The 19,375-nt window shown below is 30.0% G+C and carries 19 protein-coding genes; 11 read left to right on the top strand and 8 right to left on the bottom strand.

Annotation, left to right across the window (positions count from 1 at the left end; all coding sequences use genetic code 11):
* Positions 1 to 38: 38 nt before the first annotated feature.
* Positions 39 to 1,907 (bottom strand): molecular chaperone DnaK, encoded by a 1,869-nt coding sequence (dnaK, locus tag QOR43_RS05730; RefSeq protein ID WP_265134774.1) that lies wholly within the window; start codon positions 1,905 to 1,907, stop codon positions 39 to 41.
* Positions 1,908 to 2,077: 170 nt separating this feature from the next.
* On the opposite strand from dnaK, the gene guaB reads away from it, so the two are divergent.
* The 11 genes from guaB to QOR43_RS05675 all read left to right on the top strand — a co-directional run bounded on the left by guaB (position 2,078) and on the right by QOR43_RS05675 (position 14,278).
* Positions 2,078 to 3,544 (top strand): IMP dehydrogenase, encoded by a 1,467-nt coding sequence (gene guaB / locus QOR43_RS05725; protein WP_265134775.1) that lies wholly within the window; start codon positions 2,078 to 2,080, stop codon positions 3,542 to 3,544.
* A gap of 90 nt (positions 3,545 to 3,634) precedes the next feature.
* Entirely contained in the window at positions 3,635 to 6,430 is a 2,796-nt protein-coding gene (gene secA, locus QOR43_RS05720) for a preprotein translocase subunit SecA (RefSeq protein WP_265134776.1), read from the top strand.
* A complete protein-coding gene (locus tag QOR43_RS05715; protein ID WP_265134777.1) occupies positions 6,427 to 8,154 on the top strand; it encodes an NAD+ synthase in 1,728 nt (575 codons plus the stop codon). The genes secA and QOR43_RS05715 overlap by 4 nt, the downstream gene beginning before the upstream one ends.
* A 9-nt stretch (positions 8,155 to 8,163) precedes the next feature.
* Entirely contained in the window at positions 8,164 to 8,808 is a 645-nt protein-coding gene (locus tag QOR43_RS05710) for a methylthioribulose 1-phosphate dehydratase (RefSeq protein ID WP_425609136.1), read from the top strand.
* A 5-nt stretch (positions 8,809 to 8,813) separates the two neighbouring features.
* Complete coding sequence (locus tag QOR43_RS05705; protein WP_265134779.1) at positions 8,814 to 9,350, top strand: cupin domain-containing protein; 537 nt, start codon at positions 8,814 to 8,816, stop codon at positions 9,348 to 9,350.
* Positions 9,351 to 9,355: 5 nt separating this feature from the next.
* Positions 9,356 to 9,823 carry a DUF2628 domain-containing protein gene (locus QOR43_RS05700; protein WP_265134780.1) on the top strand — a complete coding sequence of 156 codons (468 nt, stop codon included), beginning with the start codon at positions 9,356 to 9,358 and terminating at the stop codon, positions 9,821 to 9,823.
* Entirely contained in the window at positions 9,820 to 10,590 is a 771-nt protein-coding gene (locus QOR43_RS05695; RefSeq protein ID WP_265134781.1) for an enoyl-ACP reductase FabI, read from the top strand. The genes QOR43_RS05700 and QOR43_RS05695 overlap by 4 nt, the downstream gene beginning before the upstream one ends.
* A 13-nt stretch (positions 10,591 to 10,603) precedes the next feature.
* Positions 10,604 to 10,804, top strand: a complete 201-nt coding sequence (thiS, locus tag QOR43_RS05690; protein ID WP_265134782.1) for a sulfur carrier protein ThiS — start codon at positions 10,604 to 10,606, stop codon at positions 10,802 to 10,804.
* Positions 10,804 to 12,021, top strand: coding sequence for a histidine--tRNA ligase (gene hisS, locus QOR43_RS05685; protein ID WP_265134783.1), 1,218 nt, complete (start codon positions 10,804 to 10,806; stop codon positions 12,019 to 12,021). The genes thiS and hisS overlap by 1 nt, the downstream gene beginning before the upstream one ends.
* Positions 12,014 to 13,147 carry a tRNA guanosine(34) transglycosylase Tgt gene (gene tgt, locus QOR43_RS05680; RefSeq protein ID WP_265134784.1) on the top strand — a complete coding sequence of 378 codons (1,134 nt, stop codon included), beginning with the start codon at positions 12,014 to 12,016 and terminating at the stop codon, positions 13,145 to 13,147. The genes hisS and tgt overlap by 8 nt, the downstream gene beginning before the upstream one ends.
* A gap of 108 nt (positions 13,148 to 13,255) precedes the next feature.
* A complete protein-coding gene (locus QOR43_RS05675) occupies positions 13,256 to 14,278 on the top strand; it encodes a GGDEF domain-containing protein (RefSeq protein WP_265134785.1) in 1,023 nt (340 codons plus the stop codon).
* Positions 14,279 to 14,293: 15 nt separating this feature from the next.
* Here QOR43_RS05675 and QOR43_RS05670 read toward each other — a convergent pair whose 3' ends face one another.
* From QOR43_RS05670 to QOR43_RS05640, 7 genes are all read right to left on the bottom strand, one after another.
* Positions 14,294 to 15,259 carry a flagellar brake protein gene (locus tag QOR43_RS05670; RefSeq protein WP_283571447.1) on the bottom strand — a complete coding sequence of 322 codons (966 nt, stop codon included), beginning with the start codon at positions 15,257 to 15,259 and terminating at the stop codon, positions 14,294 to 14,296.
* A gap of 207 nt (positions 15,260 to 15,466) precedes the next feature.
* Positions 15,467 to 16,225, bottom strand: a complete 759-nt coding sequence (locus tag QOR43_RS05665) for a patatin-like phospholipase family protein (RefSeq protein ID WP_265134787.1) — start codon at positions 16,223 to 16,225, stop codon at positions 15,467 to 15,469.
* The gene (locus tag QOR43_RS05660) at positions 16,222 to 17,274 is read right to left on the bottom strand and encodes a L,D-transpeptidase family protein (protein WP_265134788.1); all 1,053 of its coding nucleotides are present in this window, start codon (positions 17,272 to 17,274) and stop codon (positions 16,222 to 16,224) included. Before QOR43_RS05660 ends, QOR43_RS05665 begins: the two co-directional genes overlap by 4 nt.
* A 68-nt stretch (positions 17,275 to 17,342) precedes the next feature.
* A complete protein-coding gene (locus QOR43_RS05655) occupies positions 17,343 to 17,717 on the bottom strand; it encodes a 2-oxo acid dehydrogenase subunit E2 (RefSeq protein ID WP_265134789.1) in 375 nt (124 codons plus the stop codon).
* A complete protein-coding gene (locus QOR43_RS05650; protein ID WP_265134790.1) occupies positions 17,707 to 17,946 on the bottom strand; it encodes a thiamine pyrophosphate-dependent enzyme in 240 nt (79 codons plus the stop codon). Before QOR43_RS05650 ends, QOR43_RS05655 begins: the two co-directional genes overlap by 11 nt.
* A gap of 11 nt (positions 17,947 to 17,957) precedes the next feature.
* A complete protein-coding gene (locus QOR43_RS05645) occupies positions 17,958 to 18,533 on the bottom strand; it encodes an NAD(P)H-dependent oxidoreductase (RefSeq protein WP_265134791.1) in 576 nt (191 codons plus the stop codon).
* Entirely contained in the window at positions 18,521 to 19,216 is a 696-nt protein-coding gene (locus tag QOR43_RS05640) for a CDGSH iron-sulfur domain-containing protein (RefSeq protein ID WP_265134792.1), read from the bottom strand. The genes QOR43_RS05645 and QOR43_RS05640 overlap by 13 nt, the downstream gene beginning before the upstream one ends.
* Between the last annotated feature and the right edge of the window lie 159 nt (positions 19,217 to 19,375).

The following is a 19,375-nucleotide window of genomic DNA, read 5'->3' as shown; positions in this document are numbered from 1 at the left end:
TTTTGCAATAAAAAAAGCCCCTTTCGGGGCTTTGTATATTAATGGACTTCAGGGTTTATCGGTTCATCAGGATTTGTCTGGGTTCCTCCACCTTGTGAATATAATTTTATAGCTATTTTGTTTGCAACATTTGTAATATTATCAATGGCTCTTTGTATTGTGTTTTTATCATTAGAATTTAGTGCATCTTTTGCTTGTTTTATTGCTTCTTCTGCTTCTTTAATATCATCTTCTGATAATTTTGCTCTGTTTTCATTTATTGTTTTTTCAAGGCTATAAGTTATTGTATCAAGCTGATTTCTGAGTTCAACCATTTCTTGGAATTTTTTATCTTCTTCTTCATGTTTTTTAGCTTCTTCAATTATTTTTTGGATATCTTCTTCTGTCAATCCGCTTGATGGGGTTACTTTTATGGACTGGGCTTTTCCGGTTGCTTTATCTGTAGCAGTAACGTGGAGTATTCCGTCTGCATCTATATCAAAGCATACTTCTATTTGAGGAACTCCTCTTGGTGCAGGAGGAATATCTGTTAATCTGAAACTACCGAGAAGTTTATTTTCTCTTGCCATTTTTCTTTCACCTTGTAATACTACAATCTCAACCTGTGTTTGATTGTCTGCAGCTGTTGTAAATATTTCACATTTTTTGGTTGGGATTGGTGTATTTCTTGGTATTAATACTGTCATAACTCCACCAAGGGTTTCTATACCAAGAGAAAGTGGTGTCACATCAATTAATAATACATCTTTTACTTCTCCTGCTAATACACCACCTTGTATAGCAGCACCAACAGAAACAACTTCATCAGGGTTTACAGATTTATTAGGCTCTTTTCCGAAGAATTCTCTTATTCTTTGTTGGACTAAAGGTATTCTTGTAGAACCACCTACCAACACAACTTCATCTATATCTCTTGGTGTTAATTTTGCTGCTTCTAAGGTTCTTTTCACTATATCCATTGTTCTGTCTATTAAATCTTTTATCATTTCTTCAAGTCTTGCTCTTGTAAGTTTTTTCTCAAGGTGTAATGGTTGATTTGTTTCCGGATTAATTGTTATAAATGGAAGATTTATATCTGTTTCCATTTTGAAAGATAACTCTTTTTTAGCCTGTTCTGCTGCTTCTTTTAATCTTTGGAAAGCAGTTTTATCTTTTCTTAAATCTATGCCGTGTTCTCTTTGAAATTCATCTACAAGCCAGTTTATTATTCTTGCATCAATATCAGAACCACCAAGATGGGTATCACCATCAGAGGCTTTTACTTCTATTACTCCATCGCCACCTTCAAGGATAGAAACATCAAATGTTCCACCACCAAAATCATAAACAAGTATTTTTATATCTGATTTTTTATCAAGTCCGTAAGCTAAAGCTGCAGCTGTTGGTTCGTTTATTATTCTTTTTACTTCAAGACCGGCTATTTTACCTGCATCTTTTGTTGCCTGTCTTTGTCTTTCATTGAAATATGCAGGAACTGTTATAACAGCTTCTGTTACTTTTTCCCCAAGATATGCTTCTGCTGCTTCTTTTAATTTCTTTAAGATTTGAGCACCTACTTCTTCCGGTCTTACATTTCTTCCAAGATTTGGAATATAGAATGCTGCATCTCCTTTTTCATCTGCTACTACCTTATAAGGAACATTTTTTATTTCTTCTGTTACTTCATCATATTTTCTACCTATAAATCTTTTTGATTCATAAATGGTGTTTTCTGGGTCTAATACTGCTCTTCTTTTTGCTGGTTCTCCTACAAGGGTTTCACCTTCCTTTGTCCAAGATACAATAGATGGTGTTGTTCTAAATCCTTCTTGGTTTGCAATTACTACAGGCTCTCCACCTATTACAACTGATACAACAGAGTTTGTTGTTCCAAGGTCAATTCCTATTACTTTACTTGCTTTTGACATCTTAACTTCCTCCTTAAAATTTTTTTGTACATTAAATAATCTAATACTTTAGTTTAATTTTGTCAAGTTTTTTTATAATAAAATTTATAGATTTTTGCAAAAAGTAGAAATATTTTTTGTGGTAAAATATTTATTTAACTAAAATTTTATTTTCACAGGAGGAAAATAAGTTGTTAAATTTACCTATAGAAGAAGCATTAACATTTGATGATGTTCTTTTATTACCTCAAAAATCTGATGTATTACCTCATGAAACCGATGTTAGCTCATATCTTACACCTAACATAAAATTGAATATACCTCTTGTATCTGCTGCAATGGATACGGTTACAGAACATAGGCTTGCTATTGCTATTGCAAGGGAAGGTGGTATAGGTATAATTCATAGAAATATGAGCATAGAAGACCAGATGAGAGAAGTAGAAAAGGTAAAAAAAGCTGAAAGTGGTATGATTTCAGAACCAATAACTATAAGACCAAATCAAACGGTTAAAGAAGCATTAGATATTATGGCGACATATAAAATTTCCGGTGTTCCGGTTACAGATGAGAATGGCATTTTAATAGGTATTCTTACAAATAGAGATTTAAGATTTATAAACAAAAAAGATTATAATAAAGCAGTAGAACATTTTATGACAAAAGCTCCTCTTGTAACAGCAAGAGAAGGAATATCCTTAGATGAAGCAGTTGAAATACTACAAAAACATAAAGTAGAAAAACTTCCGGTTGTTGATGAACAAGGAAGATTAAAAGGTTTAATAACAATTAAAGATATAGTAAAAAGGAAGAAATATCCAAATGCAGCAAAAGATGCAGCCGGAAGATTAAGAGTAGGAGCTGCCGTAGGTGTTGGCCCTGATACTATGGAAAGGGTAAAAGCATTAGTAGCAGCAAAAGTAGATGTTATTGTAGTAGATACGGCTCATGGTCATTCTGTCAGGGTTTTACAAACAATAGAAAAGATAAAAGGCGAATTTCCTGATTTAGATGTAATAGGTGGAAATATAGCTACTGCAGAGGCAGCAGAGGATTTAATAAAAGCCGGTGCAGATGCAGTAAAAGTTGGAATTGGTCCCGGTTCAATCTGCACAACAAGGGTGGTAGCAGGTATAGGAGTGCCACAAATTACTGCAATATCAAAATGTGCAGTAGTGTGTAAAAAATACGGAAAAACATTAATAGCAGATGGTGGAATAAGATATTCAGGAGATATAGTAAAAGCAATAGCTGCCGGTGCAGATACGGTAATGCTTGGAAGTTTATTTGCAGGAACAGAAGAGGCTCCGGGAGAAAGAATATTTTATCAAGGAAGGTCTTATAAAGTTTATAGAGGAATGGGCTCAATAGGAGCGATGAAAGCAAGATTTAGTAGTGATAGATACTCTCAGGAAAATGTAGAAAAATTCGTTCCTGAAGGAATAGAAGGAAGAATACCATTTAAAGGACCTCTTGCAGATGTTGTTTATCAGCTTGTTGGAGGATTAAGGGCAGGTATGGGTTATACCGGTTCAAAAACAATAAAAGATTTACAGGAAAATACTAAATTTATAAAAATAACAAATGCCGGATTAAGAGAAAGCCATGCCCATGATATATATATAACCCAAGAAGCACCAAATTATTGGATAGATTAAAAGGTAGCCAAAATACACCTTACCCCTAAGGCTTGGCTGCCTTTTAAATAGGGGCACGGTTTTTATAGCCGTGAATAAGGTTTCATAAAAATGCTAAACTTCTTAATAAAAAAGATATTCGGCACAAAAAATGAAAGAGAAATAAAAAAGTTATCAAAATTTGTAGAAAAAATTAATTTATTAGAACCGGAGCTTGATAAATTATCAAATAAAGAACTTAGAGAAAAAAGTCTTGTTCTACGGGAAAAAGTTCAATCAAACGAGCATATCCTGACAGAGATATTAGAAGGAGAAATAAATGAAGTAATGATTGAAGCTTTTGCTATTGCAAGGGAAGCAGCAAAAAGAACCATCGGACTTAGACCTTTTAATGTTCAGCTTATAGGGGCTATGGCTCTCCATCAAGGAAAGATTGCAGAGATGAAAACCGGTGAAGGTAAAACCCTTGTTGCAGCAATAGCTATATATCTAAATGCATTAACCGGCAAAGGAGTCCATCTTGTTACTGTAAATGATTATCTTGCAAAAAGAGATGCAGTCCAGATGGGTAGTATTTATAAATTCCTTGGTCTTTCGGTAGGAGCAATAAATACAAATAGTGTATCTTATATTATAGAATGGGCAGATGAATCTAAATTTGAAGAAGCCGTAGAAAAAGATAGAAGAGTATGGCCAAAAGGATTTTTTGAAGAGATTTTGCCACCAGAAAAATATAATATAGAAGCAAGAAAAGATTTCTTTACAGTAGCAAAAGAAACAGATAGAAGGTCTGCCTATGAAGCAGATATAACCTATGGAACTAATAATGAATTTGGATTTGATTATCTTAGAGATAATATGGTATTTTCAAAAGACCAGATTGTTCAGGTAAAAGGGCATAACTTTGCAATAATTGATGAAGTTGATTCAATCTTAATAGATGAAGCAAGAACACCACTTATAATATCAGGACCTTCAGGAGAAGATGTATCAATATATTATCAAACAGATGCTTTCGTGAAAACCCTCATAAAAGATGAAGATTTTATAGTAGATGAAAAAAATAAAACAGCAGTTTTAACAGAAAAAGGAGCAGAAAAAGCAGAAAAATATTTTAATATAGAAAATCTATATGATACAAAAAATATAGAACTTCTTCATGCTATAAACCAATCACTTAGGGCAAATACATTATTCCATAGGGATAGGGATTATGTTGTAAAAGATGGAGAAGTTATTATTGTTGATGAATTTACCGGTAGATTGATGCCCGGAAGAAGATGGTCTGATGGATTACATCAGGCAATAGAAGCAAAAGAAGGAGTAAAAATAGAAGCAGAAAATCAAACCCTTGCATCCATTACATTCCAAAACTATTTTAGAATGTATAAAAAACTTGCCGGAATGACAGGAACAGCAGAAACAGAAGCAGTAGAATTTAAAGAGATATATAACTTAGATGTTCTTGTAATACCTACAAATAAACCGGTAAGAAGAATAGATTATCCTGATGTTATATATAAAACAAAAAAAGAAAAATTTAATCAGGTTGTAGAAGAAATAATAAGATTACATAAAGAAGGTAGACCTGTTTTAGTAGGAACAGTTTCGGTAGAAACATCTGAATATCTGTCTGGATTATTAAAAAAGAGAAATATAAAACATAATGTATTAAATGCCAAAAACCATGAGAAAGAAGCTGAAATAATAGCTCAGGCAGGAAGAGTTGGAGCAGTAACAATATCAACAAATATGGCAGGTAGAGGGACTGACATATTACTCGGTGGTAATCCGGAATTTTTAGCAAAAGAAATACTTGCAAAAAAAGGTTTATCACCGGAAACAGCAACAGAAGAGCAGTATAAAGAAGCTTTAAAAGAAGCTCAAAAAATAACATCACAGGAAAAACAAAAGGTTGTAGAACTTGGAGGACTTGCAGTTATAGGAACAGAGAGACACGAATCAAGAAGGATAGATAATCAGCTCAGAGGTAGAGCCGGAAGACAGGGAGACCCGGGAAGTTCAAGATTTTATCTTTCCCTTGAAGATGATTTACTCAGATTATTTGGTGGAGATAGATTAAAAGCATTAATGGAAAGATTAAAAATTCCTGAAAATGAGCCAATAGAAAGCACAATGGTATCAAAAGCAATAGAAAATGCACAAAAAAGAGTAGAAGGACAAAACTTCCAGATAAGAAAAAGATTACTTGAGTTTGATGATGTTATGAATAAACAAAGACAGGTTATCTACTCTTTAAGAAGAGATATACTTGAAGGTATAAATCTAAATGATGAAATAAAAATATGGATTGCAGATATAGTTTTATCATTACTTGATAAATATGCACCGGCAGACCAGTATCAAGAAAAATGGGATTTAGACGGACTTATATCTGCAATACAAGAATGGACAGGAGTAAAAATAGATATAGATAAAAATAAAGAGTGGGACAGAAAAGAACTTGAAGAATATATATTATCAGAGCTTGAAAAAGCATATCAGGAAAAAGAAAATAAACTCGGCTCATCATTAATGAGAGAGTTTGAAAGATATATAACTCTTCAAGTATTGGACAATCTTTGGAAAGAGCATTTACATCTACTTGATAGATTAAGAGAAAGCGTATATCTAAGAGGCTATGCCCAAAGAGACCCTCTTGTTGAATACAAAAGAGAATCTTTTGAACTATTTGAAGATATGATGTATAAATTAAAACAAAATACCATTGAGTATCTATTTAAACTACAAATAACTTCCGAAGAAGAGATAGAAGAAGAGATTAAAGAGCAAGAAAAAGAAGCTGAAAAATTACTACAAAAATCACAAACAAATATACAACCTACGGAAGAAAAGAAAAAAAGAGTATTAAAATATAAAAACCGAATGGAAAGAAGAAAGAAATGAAAGCATTAAGATTAGCACTATGCCAGATAAATCCTGTTGTAGGTGATATTGAGTATAATACAGCAAAGATTATTGAATTTATTAATAAGGCAAAGGAAGAAGAAGCAGATATAGTAATATTTCCGGAGCTTGCAATTACAGGCTATCCACCGGAAGATTTAATTTTCAAAACATCTTTTATAGAAAAAAATATAAAAGCAGTTAAAGAAATAGCTAAACATTCTAAGGATTTAATCACAATAGTTGGATTTATAGATAAAGAGATAGATATTTATAATGCAGCAGCAGTTTTGTTTAATGGTAATATTGAAGGAATATATCATAAACAATTTTTGCCAAATTATGGAGTGTTTGATGAAGTTAGATATTTCCAAAAAGGCAAAAAAAATAGTATAATCCAGCTACAAGAGCTAAAAATAGGCTTATCTATATGTGAAGATATATGGTATCCGGAAAATCCTATTAATATATATGCAATAGAAGGAGCTTCCCTTGTAATAAATATAAATGCTTCACCATATTTTATAGGAAAAATAAAGAAAAGAGAAGAGATGATAAAAACAAGGGCAAGGGATAATATTATCTCTATTGCATATTTAAATATAGTCGGTGCTCAAGATGAGCTTGTTTTTGATGGAAATAGTTTTGTTGTTGACGGCGAAGGAGAGATAATAGCTAAAGGAAAATCTTTTGAGGAAGATTTAATTATTGCAGATATAGATTTTGAGCAAACATTTAGAAATCAGTTAAAAGATAACAGAATAAGAAATTTAAGAACAGATTATAAAAGGGAAGAAAATTTAGAAATAATTAATATTGATTATCAAATAAAAGAAAAAAGCAGTATTACACCGGAAAAGATATATTTGGATACACCGGAGATAGAGCAAACTTATAAAGCTTTGGTGGTAGGACTTAGGGATTATATACAAAAAAATAATTTTAAAAAAGTTGTGATAGGATTAAGCGGTGGAATTGATAGCTCACTTACGGCAACAATTGCAGTAGATGCCCTCGGAAATGAAAATGTAAAAGGCGTATTAATGCCATCTATGTATACTTCAAAAGAAAGCATAGAAGATGCCCTTGAAGTTGCAAAAAATCTAAGTATTGAAACCTTTACAATACCAATTATAGATATATATAATAGCTATATATCACAGTTATCAGATATATTTAAAAATCTGCCACAAAATACAACAGAAGAGAATTTGCAAGCAAGAATAAGAGGAAATATATTAATGGCTCTATCTAATAAATTTGGCTGGATAGTTTTGGCAACCGGTAATAAAAGCGAGATGAGCGTAGGATATTCCACCTTATACGGAGATATGGTTGGTGGATTTGCCGTATTAAAAGATGTATTAAAAACAAAAGTATATGAACTTTCTTATTATAGAAATAGTATAAAAAAAGTTATTCCGGATAGAGTATTAAAAAAACCACCATCTGCAGAACTCAGACCCAATCAAACAGATGAAGCAGAACTACTGCCTTATGAAATACTTGATGAAATAATAAAAATGTATGTAGAAGAAGATATTCCTGCTAATATCATTTTAGAAAGATTTCCGGAAAATAAAGAAAGAGTTAAGAGAATAATAAGATTAATTGATACAAATGAATACAAAAGAAGACAATCGCCTATAGGTATAAAAATAACAGAAAGAGCTTTTGGAAAAGATAGAAGAATGCCAATAGTTAATAGATTTAGTGAGATTTGAGGAGTGGCTATGGAGATATATATTGAGGAAAAGCAAAAAGCTATTCATATTCTAAATGAGATAAAAGTTAAACTTTATCATAAAGGATGGTTTCCGGCAACAAGTGGAAATTTATCTTATAAATTACATGATGAACCTCTTGTATTTGCCGTAACAACTTCCGGAAAAGATAAAGGAACTGTATCTAATGAAGATGTTATATTTGTAGACAAAGAAGGAAAAGCAGTAGAAAGAACAAGATTAAAGCCATCAGCAGAAACAAAAATCCATTCGTATATATATCAAAAAACAGATGCAAAATGTGTAATTCATATACACACACCGAATAACAACTTTATATCTTCCATATATTTTGAAGATGGAAAAGTTCCGGTAAAAGATATGGAAATGATTAAAGCCCTTGATATATGGAAAGAAGATGCATACATAGAGATACCTATAATAGAAAATTATTTTAATCTTGAAAAATTGGCAGAAGAAGCTTCAAAAGCAATAAATTCTGATGTCCCTGCAATACTTATAAAAAACCATGGGATATACTGTTGGGGTAGAGATGAGTTTGAAGCAAAAAGACATATAGAAGCATTTGAGTTTATATTTGAATATATGAAAAATATGATATTATTTAAAAGAGACAAACAGATTTGGAGGTAATTAAAATGGCAAAAGTTGTATTTAGAAATTCAGGAAAAGTGATAGAAGATAATACTCAAATAAAAGAGATTTTATCCGAGTATGGTATAGTTTATGATGTTTGGGGAGTAGATAGATTATCGGAAGATTTAAGAAAAGATTATGAGCTTTCAGAAGAAAAGCAAAAAGAGATAATAAAAGCTTATGAAAAAGAGTTAAAAGAGTTAAAAGAAAAAATGGGATACATAACAGAAGATATTGTTGTTTTATGGGAAAAAACTCCAAATTTAGAAGGATTAGAAGCAAAATTTAAAAGAGAACACCATCATACAGATGATGAGGTAAGATTTGTTATAGATGGAAGTGGGGTATTTCCTGTTAATATAGGAGATGATATTATGGATATATATGTAGAAGCAGGAGAGTTAATAGTAGTGCCTGCCGGTGCAAGACATTGGTTTGAACTTGATGAAAATAAAAAAATAAAATGTATCAGAGTTTTTAAAACACCTGCCGGCTGGGAAGCAATATATGAAAAAGATGAAAAAGCTACCTGGGGCTAATAAAATTGGATAGATATTTACATATTTTTGTTGGAAAAAATGCAGATTATTATATTTCTAAATGGGAAGTAATGGAAGCAACAGGTAGTAAAATTAGCTGGAACTGGGCAGCTTTTTTCTTTGGAATGCTTTGGTTTGCATATAGGAAGATGTATAGTATAGCCATAATGATTATGGCTTTTTTAATATTATTGCAGATAATACAGCTAAAAATGAATACACCACCTTTAATAGTAGCCTTAACAAATATATTTATATCAATTGGTTTTGGAATGTTTGGAAATTATATATATTTAGATTTTGTGAAAAATAAGATAAAAGAGATTAAAGAAAAATATCCGGATGAAAATTTAATAATAGCAGAAATAGGAAGAAATGGCGGGACAAGCATAATATCAGCAATTATGTTTGGTTTAATATATCTGATTTTAACAGGATTTATTGATTATTACTTTACGGAGGTATTAAATTGAGTTTATTAGCCGGTAAAAAAGCCCTAATTCTTGGTCTTGCAAATGATAAAAGTATTGCTTACGGTATAGCGAAAAAATTTTATGAACATGGAGCTACTCTTGGTTTTAATTATTTAGATGAAAGAATAGAAAAAAGAGTAAGACCGATAGCAGAAGAATTTAATGCAGAGCTTGTTGTAAAATGTGATGTATCTAAGGATGAAGAGATACAAAATTTATTTAATGAAGTAAAGGAAAAATGGGGAAATATTGATATTATAGTTCATTCTATAGCTTATGCCAATAAAGAGTATCTTAAAGATTATTATTATAAAGTTGATAGGGCCTCTTTTTTAGAAGCTATGGATATTAGTGTATATTCTTTTACTGCAATAGCAAGGCAGTTTTTACCTATATTTAATGAAGGTGGAAGTTTATTAACATTATCTTATTATGGAGCTGAAAAGGTTGTTTATAACTACAATGTTATGGGTGTTGCAAAAGCAGCCCTTGAAGCTTCTGTAAAATATCTTGCAAGAGATCTTGGAGAAATCAAAAATCTTAGGGTAAATTGTATATCTGCAGGACCTATAAAAACTCTTGCTGCAATGGGAATAGCCCAATTTAGCGAAATACAAAAAGTTGCAGAAGAAAGGTCTCCTCTAAAAAAATCTGTAACTATTGAAGAAGTAGGAAATACAGCATTATTTTTATGTTCAGACCTTGCATCCGGCATAACCGGTGAAATAATATATGTAGATGCCGGATATCATATTATAGGAATGTAAATCGGAGGTAAAAATGAAGCTTATTATAAATGGAGAAGAAAGAGAGTTTGATAAAGAACTTACCATAGAGGAACTTGTGAAAGAGCTTGGTATTACTTCTCCGAATTTTGCAGTGGCAGTTGGAATGGATGTTATTCCAAAAAGTGAGTATAGCAGTTATAAACTAAAAGATGGAGATAAAGTAGAAATAGTTCATTTCGTAGGTGGTGGTTAATGATACAAAAAGTAAGAGGATTTCAGGATATTTATGGAGAAAATGCAAAAAAATATAGATTGGTAGTAGATACTGCAAGGGAGATTTTTGCAAAATACAATTTTGAAGAGATAATACTTCCTTATATAGAAGATATATCTTTATTTAAAAGGTCTGTAGGAGAAGCTACCGATATAGTTCAAAAAGAGATGTATGATTTTGTTGATAAAGGCGGAAGACATGTAGCACTAAGACCGGAAGGAACTGCAAGTTGTGTCAGGGCTTATATAGAAGAAAAGATGTATCAGGAATCAGGATATAAAAAGTTATTTTATGAAGGGGCTATGTTTAGATATGAAAGACCACAAGCCGGAAGATATAGACAGTTTCACCAGATAGGAGCAGAAATATTTGGAGCAAACTCACCAATTGCAGATGCTCAGCTTATAAAAATGGCAGATGAAATACTAAAAAAATTAAAAATATCCGTAAAATTAGAAATAAACACCCTTGGAGATTTTGAATCAAGAAAAGAGTATGTAGAGAATTTGAAACAATATCTACAGCAAAACAAAGAATATCTTTGTGAAACCTGTAAAACAAGAATAGAAAGAAATCCACTTAGGGTTTTGGATTGTAAAGTGGAAAGCTGTAAAGAAATAACTAAAAATGCACCGGTTATAACAGATTTTTTATCTGAAAATTCTTTAATAAGATATGAAAGATTAAAAAATTATTTAAAAGCTATGAATATTGATTTTATAGAAAATCCAAGATTGGTAAGAGGGCTTGATTATTATACAGATACCGTTTTTGAGTTTGTATCTGATAAAATAGGAGCACAGGGAACTGTTTTAGCCGGTGGAAGATATGATAATCTTGTCAAACAACTTGGAGGACCAGATACGCCGGCAGTAGGCTTTGCAGCCGGCATAGAAAGATTGATGCTTCTTGTAGAAGAGCTACCAAAAGAAAAAGATTTAATAGTAATAATACCGGCACATACAGATTATTCAATAGAAGCAATCAAATTAACAGATAAATTATTAGAAAAAAATCTAAGAGTTGAACTTCTTCTTAAAGAAGGCTCTTTAAAATCAATGTTTAAAACAGCAGATAAATTAAAAGCAAAATATGTTATCTTGGTAGAAGAACACCTTAGGCTAAAAGATATGCAAACAGCAGAGCAAAAAGAATATATTAATGTAGAAGATTTGGTAGAGGCGATAGTTGTTTAGGTTTGAATTAATAAAAGAAGATGGCTTTGCAAGGCTTGGGAAGATTTATACATCCCATGGAGAAATAGAAACACCAATATTTATGCCTGTTGGAACCCAAGGAACAGTAAAAGCAGTTACAATGGAACATCTACACAATATAAAAGCCCAGATTATCCTTGGAAATACTTATCATCTTTACTTAAGACCCGGAATAAATGTTATAAAACATTTTAAAGGGCTTCATAATTTTACCGGATGGAATAAACCAATATTGACAGATAGTGGAGGATTTCAAGTTTTTAGCCTTGCCGAAGGAAAAGCAAAAGAAGGAAAACAAAAAGCCAAAGTAGAACTCACAGAAGAAGGAGTTAGATTTAAATCTCATCTGGATGGCTCCTGGCATTTTTTCTCACCGGAATTTGTTATTCAGATACAGGAAATATTTGGCTCTGATATAATGATGCCTCTTGATGAATGCCCACCTTATCCTGTCTCTCACCAAAAGGCAAAAGAAGCAGTAGAAAGAACAATAAGATGGTTAAAACGTTCCAAAGAAGCAAAAACAACCCAAAATGCATTATTTGGAATTATACAGGGCTCGGTATATGAAGATTTAAGGAAGGAAAGTGCATTAAAAACCGTTGAGCTTGATATGGATGGTTACTCTATCGGTGGATTATCTGTAGGAGAGCCGGCAGAATATATGTATGCAATGACAGAAATATGCACTCAGATTATACCAAAAAACAAACCAAGATACCTTATGGGAGTAGGAACCCCTGAAAATATAATTGAGAGTGTAGATAGAGGAATAGATATGTTTGATTGTGTAATGCCAACCAGAAATGCAAGAAATGGCACATTATTCACCAGCTACGGAAAATTAAATATCCGGTCTTCAAAGTATAAATTAGATGAAAATCCGGTAGATATAAATTGTGATTGTTATACCTGCAAAAATTTTTCAAGAGGTTATCTAAGACATCTTTATAATGCCCAAGAAATAACAGCTTATATTCTTGGAACTATACATAACCTTAGATTTTATCTAAAATTAATGGAAGATATCAGAAATTCTATTAAAGAAAACAGATTTAAACAATTTAAAAATGAATTTTTAGAGAGATATAACTCAAATCTTTAGTGCATTAATTTCTATTATGATAAAATAAAATAGAATGATAAAATAGGAGATAAATCCTATGCTTTATTTATTTCTTATAATTTTTAAATACTATTTATAACTTGAAAAATGGATTGTAAATTTTTAAAAATATTAAATGAAAAACAAACTCTTAATGAAAAAGAAATAAAATTTATTACAGATATTGCAAAAGAATCATTAAAAATTATGGTAAGAAATAAAATTCCATTAATACCGGATAATTTTGAAAAAATATTTATAGTATTTTGTCATTTCATGGAACAGAAAAAATATTTTGCTGATATAGATGTAATGAGCTTATACAAAAACTTTTTAGAAATTAATATCAATAAATTTCAAGAAAAAGAAAATATTGACCCCAAAAAACTTGAAGATTTAACAGTTAAAATTGGAGAAAATATAGAAATTATAAAAAATATAATAAATAAAAATTATAAAAATTTACAGAAATCCGAAGATACATTACAACATTATGCTAAGGATTTATCTTTAGATAAGATAGATGAAATATTAGAAGAAATAAAAAAATTAAGAAAACAAAATGCTACCATAAAAAATAAAATAGAAGAGCGTCAAGATAAGATAAAAAATTTAAAAAAGGAAATAGAAAATGCAAAAAGAGAAGCTAATATTGATTTTTTAACCGGTTTATATAATCGAAGAAGCTTTTTTAGGGCATTGGAAGATTATTTTAAAATATACAAAGAAAAAGATGTTATATTTTCCATAATTCTTTTTGATATTGACCATTTTAAGAAAATTAATGATACTTATGGTCATGATGCCGGTGATTTAGTTTTAATAGATGTAGCATCTGTTTTAAAATCTAATTTAAAATCAAGTACTATTTCAGGAAGGATAGGTGGAGAAGAGTTTGGTATCTTGATGTTAGATAATTTGGAGAGAGCAGTTAATGTGGCAGAAATGTTAAGAAGAACCTTTGAAACTAGAAAAATAATTTATCAAGATAAAACTATTAAATATACTGCAAGTTTTGGAGTTACTCAAATAAAAAAAGATGATAATATTGACTCTTTTTTAAAAAGAGCTGATGAATTGTTATATTTTGCAAAAAAATTAGGTAGAAATACAGTAGTGTCGGATATGTAAAAATATACTCTATATTTAATCTTGTTTGCTATTTTCAATATTGAGTTTATTTAATTCATTTTCAATTTCTATATTTAAATTTTCCTGATCTTCATTTTTTCCTTTTATTTGATTATATAAACTTGAAAGTTTTTTATTTATATAATTATAAATAAATCTTTGTCTTTCTTCCTTAATATCTATAAATTTCATTCCAAAACAGATTATATCCTCTTTTTCAAAGATATTAACAACTTCAACTTTTTCATTTATTTCTTTACCGGATAATTCAAATTTTATTAAAGCTTGGGTTCCTATGGGTAATCTTTTACTTTTTTCGGTTAAGCAAAATCTAATTCCTCCCGGGCTAATATCTTGTATTTTTCCACCTATCCATTGAGTAAAAACTTTATTATTTTCCTTAATTGTTCGTCCCAAAATAGCATCAATTTCTATTTCAAACCTATGGAATTCCCTTCTCTGTTTTCGTTCAAAATTAAAAGTATGGTGCATTTTTAATAAAATGCCTTCTGGTGTTTCTTCAATATTTTCTATTTTTTCTTTTATATAATAGATCCCATCTTTTTCCCTTATTAATAAAATCTGCACTTCATCCCCATTCTGAATACGAAAATTCTTATTAGGTAAAAGCCAATACATATATTCTTCATCTTTATCTACCAAATAAATTTCATTTATTATTCCTTCAAATATTAGTTTTGCTTTTGTATATGTTTCTATTTCTTTTGTAGTCACTATTGGTATATATTCCATTACATTATAAAAACCTAATTTTTCTCTCATATCTTGGATTAATCCTTCATCATAGTTAGGATTTCTCTTTTCATATATATCTATAATTTTTTCAAAGGCAGGTTTATTTTCTATAGCAATAAATGGATCTCTTCCTATTATTTCTGAATAATCCCACAATATTTTTATCTGTTCATCTGATAAATTTTTTCCTTTAAGATAATTCCAAAATTCTCTTTTTTTATTCAATAATTTGGATCTACGACTTATATAGTTAAATATTAAAACAAGAAAAATAACTGTTAAAATTAGGAAAATTAAGAATGAAATTCCTTCTATACTGATTTCATTCATTTTTTCTTGAGCTTTATTATAAGCTTGGATTACGGATTTTTGTTTTTCGTCCACAACTTCCTTCCTTAATTATATTATTAACATAATTATATCATACTTGTATTATCTAACTATCATTTCTATCTCATTTGCCTTATTTATAACTGATTTATAACCTATATCTATCGCTTCTTTGGATTTCCATGTAGCAAATATAGGAATTTTGGCTAAATCTTCCGGCTGTATAAAAATATCACATAAATTCTTCCGAAGTAAGACGTTAGACCTGATAGCAAGATAAAAGCTTTTAATAGAGATTGAGATTATATTATCTCCGTTGGATTTATTAAATGGATTTACCTCTACCGCTATAGTTATATCTACTTTATCTTTAATAGGTTCAACTGGCAGGTTATTCATTAAACCACCATCTACATAAATCTCTTTTTTATACTCTACCGGTTCAAATAAAACAGGGATAGAAGAAGAGGCTCTAAGTAGTGTAAATATATCACCTTCATTAAAATATTCAACTTCACCTTTATTTAGATTTGTAACGGCAACATACAAAGGTATTTTAAGCTGGGATAAATCGGAAATATGTATATATTTTTTCAAAAATTTTGACATACTTTTTATAGAAAAGAAAGCTTTTTTGGGAATAATTGGTTTTATATAATTTAAAAAATTTGTTTTTAATGCTATCTCTTCCATTTCTTTTGGAGAATATCCATAGCAGTAAAATACACCAACCAAACTTCCGGCACTTACACCACTTAATATAGTAGGTTTTATTCCTATCTCTTGTAGAGCTTTTAAAACACCTATATGAGCTAAACCTCTGACTGCTCCACCAGATAGAACCAATCCAACTTTTTTCATGGAATTAATCTCATAGGAAAGCTACTTACAAAACTTGTTTTATTTTGATATTTATAAACAGAAGGATAGCTTTCAAATAAATTCATACTTTTATACACCTTTACCGGCGTATCTTTTATAATAACTTTTGTTTTTATATCTACTAAATCAAATAATTTTTCTAAATCTTCATTTCTCAAAACGATACAACCATAACTGACTTTCATACCTACACCTTCCGGTTTATTTGTCCCGTGTATCATATAGGATGTATCATTTAATCTCATTTTTCTGGTGCCTATTGGATTATCAGGACTTGCCGGAATTATATCAGGATAATTTGGATTTTCTTTTTTCACAGAAGGTGGAACTATCCAATCAGGATTTTTTACTTTTTCTGTGATAATAAATTCTCCGATAGGTGTTTGGGCTTTTTCATCACCAATGCCTACCGGAAATGTAATAACATAATCATCTATAACATAATATAATCTGAATTCCGGAATATTTACACATATTTCTCCATATCTACAATAATCTGGCAATATCTTTTTTAAAGGTATAATGATAACTTGGTTTTCTTTTAGATTTAATGGGTCTATATCAGGATTTGCATATTTTAATTCATAATATCCGGTAGATGTTTTTAATGCTATTTCTTGAAGTGTTCTCTCATTTTTTACAATATAAATATAAAGATTTCCAAATATTTTATCATTTAGATAAAATATATTTTTCCCAAGTTCAAGTTCCACATTGTTTATATATACTTTCGGAAAAGAAATAGGGAATATCTGATTTTCTTTATTTGATTCTATTTTTGATATTAGCTGTCTCAAAAGATTTCTATTATAATTTTTTGCAAGTAAAAAGGTTGCTTTTTCAAATACCAAATATTTTGTTTCTTCAGAAAAATTTTTCTTATTTACATAATCTGCAAGTTTATAAATTTTTTCAATCTGATTTTCTTTTAAATATAAATTAGCCAAAAGTAATATATCTTTTTCTTCTTCATCTGCATAAGCTATTGAAAATAAAAATATGCTAAATAATATTAAAATCTTTCTCATCTTTCCTTAATATAAATAAATTTCACAAATATTTTACATGAAATTTTTCGGTTTTTTATGACAAATCTTTAAGAAGATAGAGATTTTAAATAATTTTCATCCATTAATTTTTCTCTAAATCTTTTTATAAATAAAGCTGTTTCTTTTCCATTTATTATTCTATGGTCAAAACTAAAAGTTAGCTTCACTTTGTTATCTACTTCTTTTCCTACTGCCACGATACCTACATGATTTGGCGGTATAATTGCATCAAATTGGATTACATCATACATTCCAAGATTTGAAATTGAGAATGTTGCTCCTTTTAAATCCTCTGAAGAAAATCTTCCTGATTTTGCTTTTTCTTTTATTATTTCAAGTTCTTCTTTAATCTGTTTTAATGTTTTTGTATTTATATTTTTTATAACCGGTGCAAATAACTCTCCTTTTACATCAACAGCCAAAGATATGTTTGCATTTGGATATAATTGCTAATATATGCTCTCTATAAGGAGTAAATACATCGCCTTTCCCAAAGCCTATAATAGCACCTACATGAACTGCTTCTTCTCCAATAGCCAGATGCAAAAATCCTCCGATATTTCCTTTCATATATTCTTCTTTTGCTTTTAATTCAAACTCCCTTCCCAACTTCATCAAGTAATAAAATTGTTCTGTATAAGATTTAATCATCTTTTTTCCTCTTAACTTAATTTTTCTATTGTTTCTTCAACTTCTTTTAACATCTGTTTTCTGTCTTCATCGGTGACATAAGGAACTGCATAGAAAAGTTTATGTTCTAAAATTTTCATTCCACAAAATCTAAAAATATCTCCTATTGTTTTCTTTAAACAATTAGACATTCCAGAAGATTCACATTCTTCTTTTCCTTCTCCTAATGTATTAAAAATTATCACTTCTTTATCGGTAAGTAATGGTTTTATATCCTCTTCTAAAATATAAGCAAAACCATAAGAAAAGACCCTGTCAATATATCCTTTTAAAATTGCAGGCATTGAATACCACCAGATAGGATGGATAATAACTAATCTTTTTGTTTTATTGATAAATTCCTGTTCTCTTTTAACATCCGGAAGATAATTTCCCTGTTCCATTGCTATAAAATCATCTGCTTTTAAAACAGGGTCAAATCCAAGGGCATATAAATCTCTTGTTTCAAATGATATTCCTTTTTCTTTGAATTTATTTTCTATTGTTTCTTTAATTGCATGATTAAAACTTTTTGGATTTGGATGAGCATAAATTATCAAATAATCCATTTTTTATCACCTCCACTAAAATATTTTTCATCTTGAAATTTAATTTTTAGATGAGTACCATCGCAAAAAGGTTTGTTTGAAGACTTTCCACATCGGCAAAGGGTTACTCTGTTTCTGATTTCATAAATAAATCCTTTGGAAGATTCTATAGGTATACCTCCCTTTACCCATATAGCACTGCTTACACCGGTTAGATTATCTTCTAATATAGAAATTTCTTTTTCAAAATTTGGTTCTACCGGATTTCCATTTTTATCAATTAAGACCAATCTTCCGGATGGACAGTTAAAAACCATCTGCTTTATTTCTTCAATTTCATTTTCTTCTTTTTTTATAGCTTCCCATACACCTTCTTTTTTTATACAAAATCTTGCTGATGCACATAATGGTTTTGCATCTAATAAATCAAAATTTTTACCTTCAAACTTTTTTGCTATTTCATTAAAAGGCTTATCCTCGGCAGTTTCTTCACCATTGAATCCTTTTTTGTGTGAACCATCACAAAAAGGTTTATTTTTAGACAATCCACATCTACAAAGAGCATAACTTTCTTTTGTTTCAAATTTCTCTACCTTCTCCCATCTTTCAGGTATAAGCATTTTATATTTAACCATTATTTCTCTGTATAACGGAATACTACCTTCTATCAAATAAGGACCATCTTTTAATATTTTTATTTTCATATCTTTCACCTTTTAAAAATAATCTTTTAAGATAAAAATAAGTTTTATATTTAATATGTCAATATATACCTTGAGTGAGAAATTAAATTCTAAGGGAAGCATTTATACCTCTTAACAAAGAAAAACCTAAAGCAAAACCATATAAATATGTCAAAAGTG

The sequence above is a fragment of the Venenivibrio stagnispumantis genome (assembly GCF_900182795.1).
Lineage (GTDB): Bacteria > Aquificota > Aquificia > Aquificales > Hydrogenothermaceae > Venenivibrio > Venenivibrio stagnispumantis.
This window is presented reverse-complemented; position numbering and strand designations above follow the sequence as displayed.

What these genes read in the sequence shown, in the direction of transcription:
- dnaK (WP_265134774.1), bottom strand. Translation starts at nt 1,907, where the DNA reads ATGTCAAAAGCAAGTAAAGTAATAGGAATTGACCTTGGAACAACAAAC.
- secA (WP_265134776.1), top strand. Translation starts at nt 3,635, where the DNA reads ATGCTAAACTTCTTAATAAAAAAGATATTCGGCACAAAAAATGAAAGA.
- QOR43_RS05715 (WP_265134777.1), top strand. Translation starts at nt 6,427, where the DNA reads ATGAAAGCATTAAGATTAGCACTATGCCAGATAAATCCTGTTGTAGGT.
- QOR43_RS05710 (WP_425609136.1), top strand. Translation starts at nt 8,164, where the DNA reads ATGGAGATATATATTGAGGAAAAGCAAAAAGCTATTCATATTCTAAAT.
- QOR43_RS05705 (WP_265134779.1), top strand. Translation starts at nt 8,814, where the DNA reads ATGGCAAAAGTTGTATTTAGAAATTCAGGAAAAGTGATAGAAGATAAT.
- thiS (WP_265134782.1), top strand. Translation starts at nt 10,604, where the DNA reads ATGAAGCTTATTATAAATGGAGAAGAAAGAGAGTTTGATAAAGAACTT.
- hisS (WP_265134783.1), top strand. Translation starts at nt 10,804, where the DNA reads ATGATACAAAAAGTAAGAGGATTTCAGGATATTTATGGAGAAAATGCA.
- QOR43_RS05675 (WP_265134785.1), top strand. Translation starts at nt 13,256, where the DNA reads ATGGATTGTAAATTTTTAAAAATATTAAATGAAAAACAAACTCTTAAT.
- QOR43_RS05665 (WP_265134787.1), bottom strand. Translation starts at nt 16,225, where the DNA reads ATGAAAAAAGTTGGATTGGTTCTATCTGGTGGAGCAGTCAGAGGTTTA.
- QOR43_RS05660 (WP_265134788.1), bottom strand. Translation starts at nt 17,274, where the DNA reads ATGAGAAAGATTTTAATATTATTTAGCATATTTTTATTTTCAATAGCT.
- QOR43_RS05650 (WP_265134790.1), bottom strand. Translation starts at nt 17,946, where the DNA reads ATGATTAAATCTTATACAGAACAATTTTATTACTTGATGAAGTTGGGA.
- QOR43_RS05645 (WP_265134791.1), bottom strand. Translation starts at nt 18,533, where the DNA reads ATGGATTATTTGATAATTTATGCTCATCCAAATCCAAAAAGTTTTAAT.
- QOR43_RS05640 (WP_265134792.1), bottom strand. Translation starts at nt 19,216, where the DNA reads ATGAAAATAAAAATATTAAAAGATGGTCCTTATTTGATAGAAGGTAGT.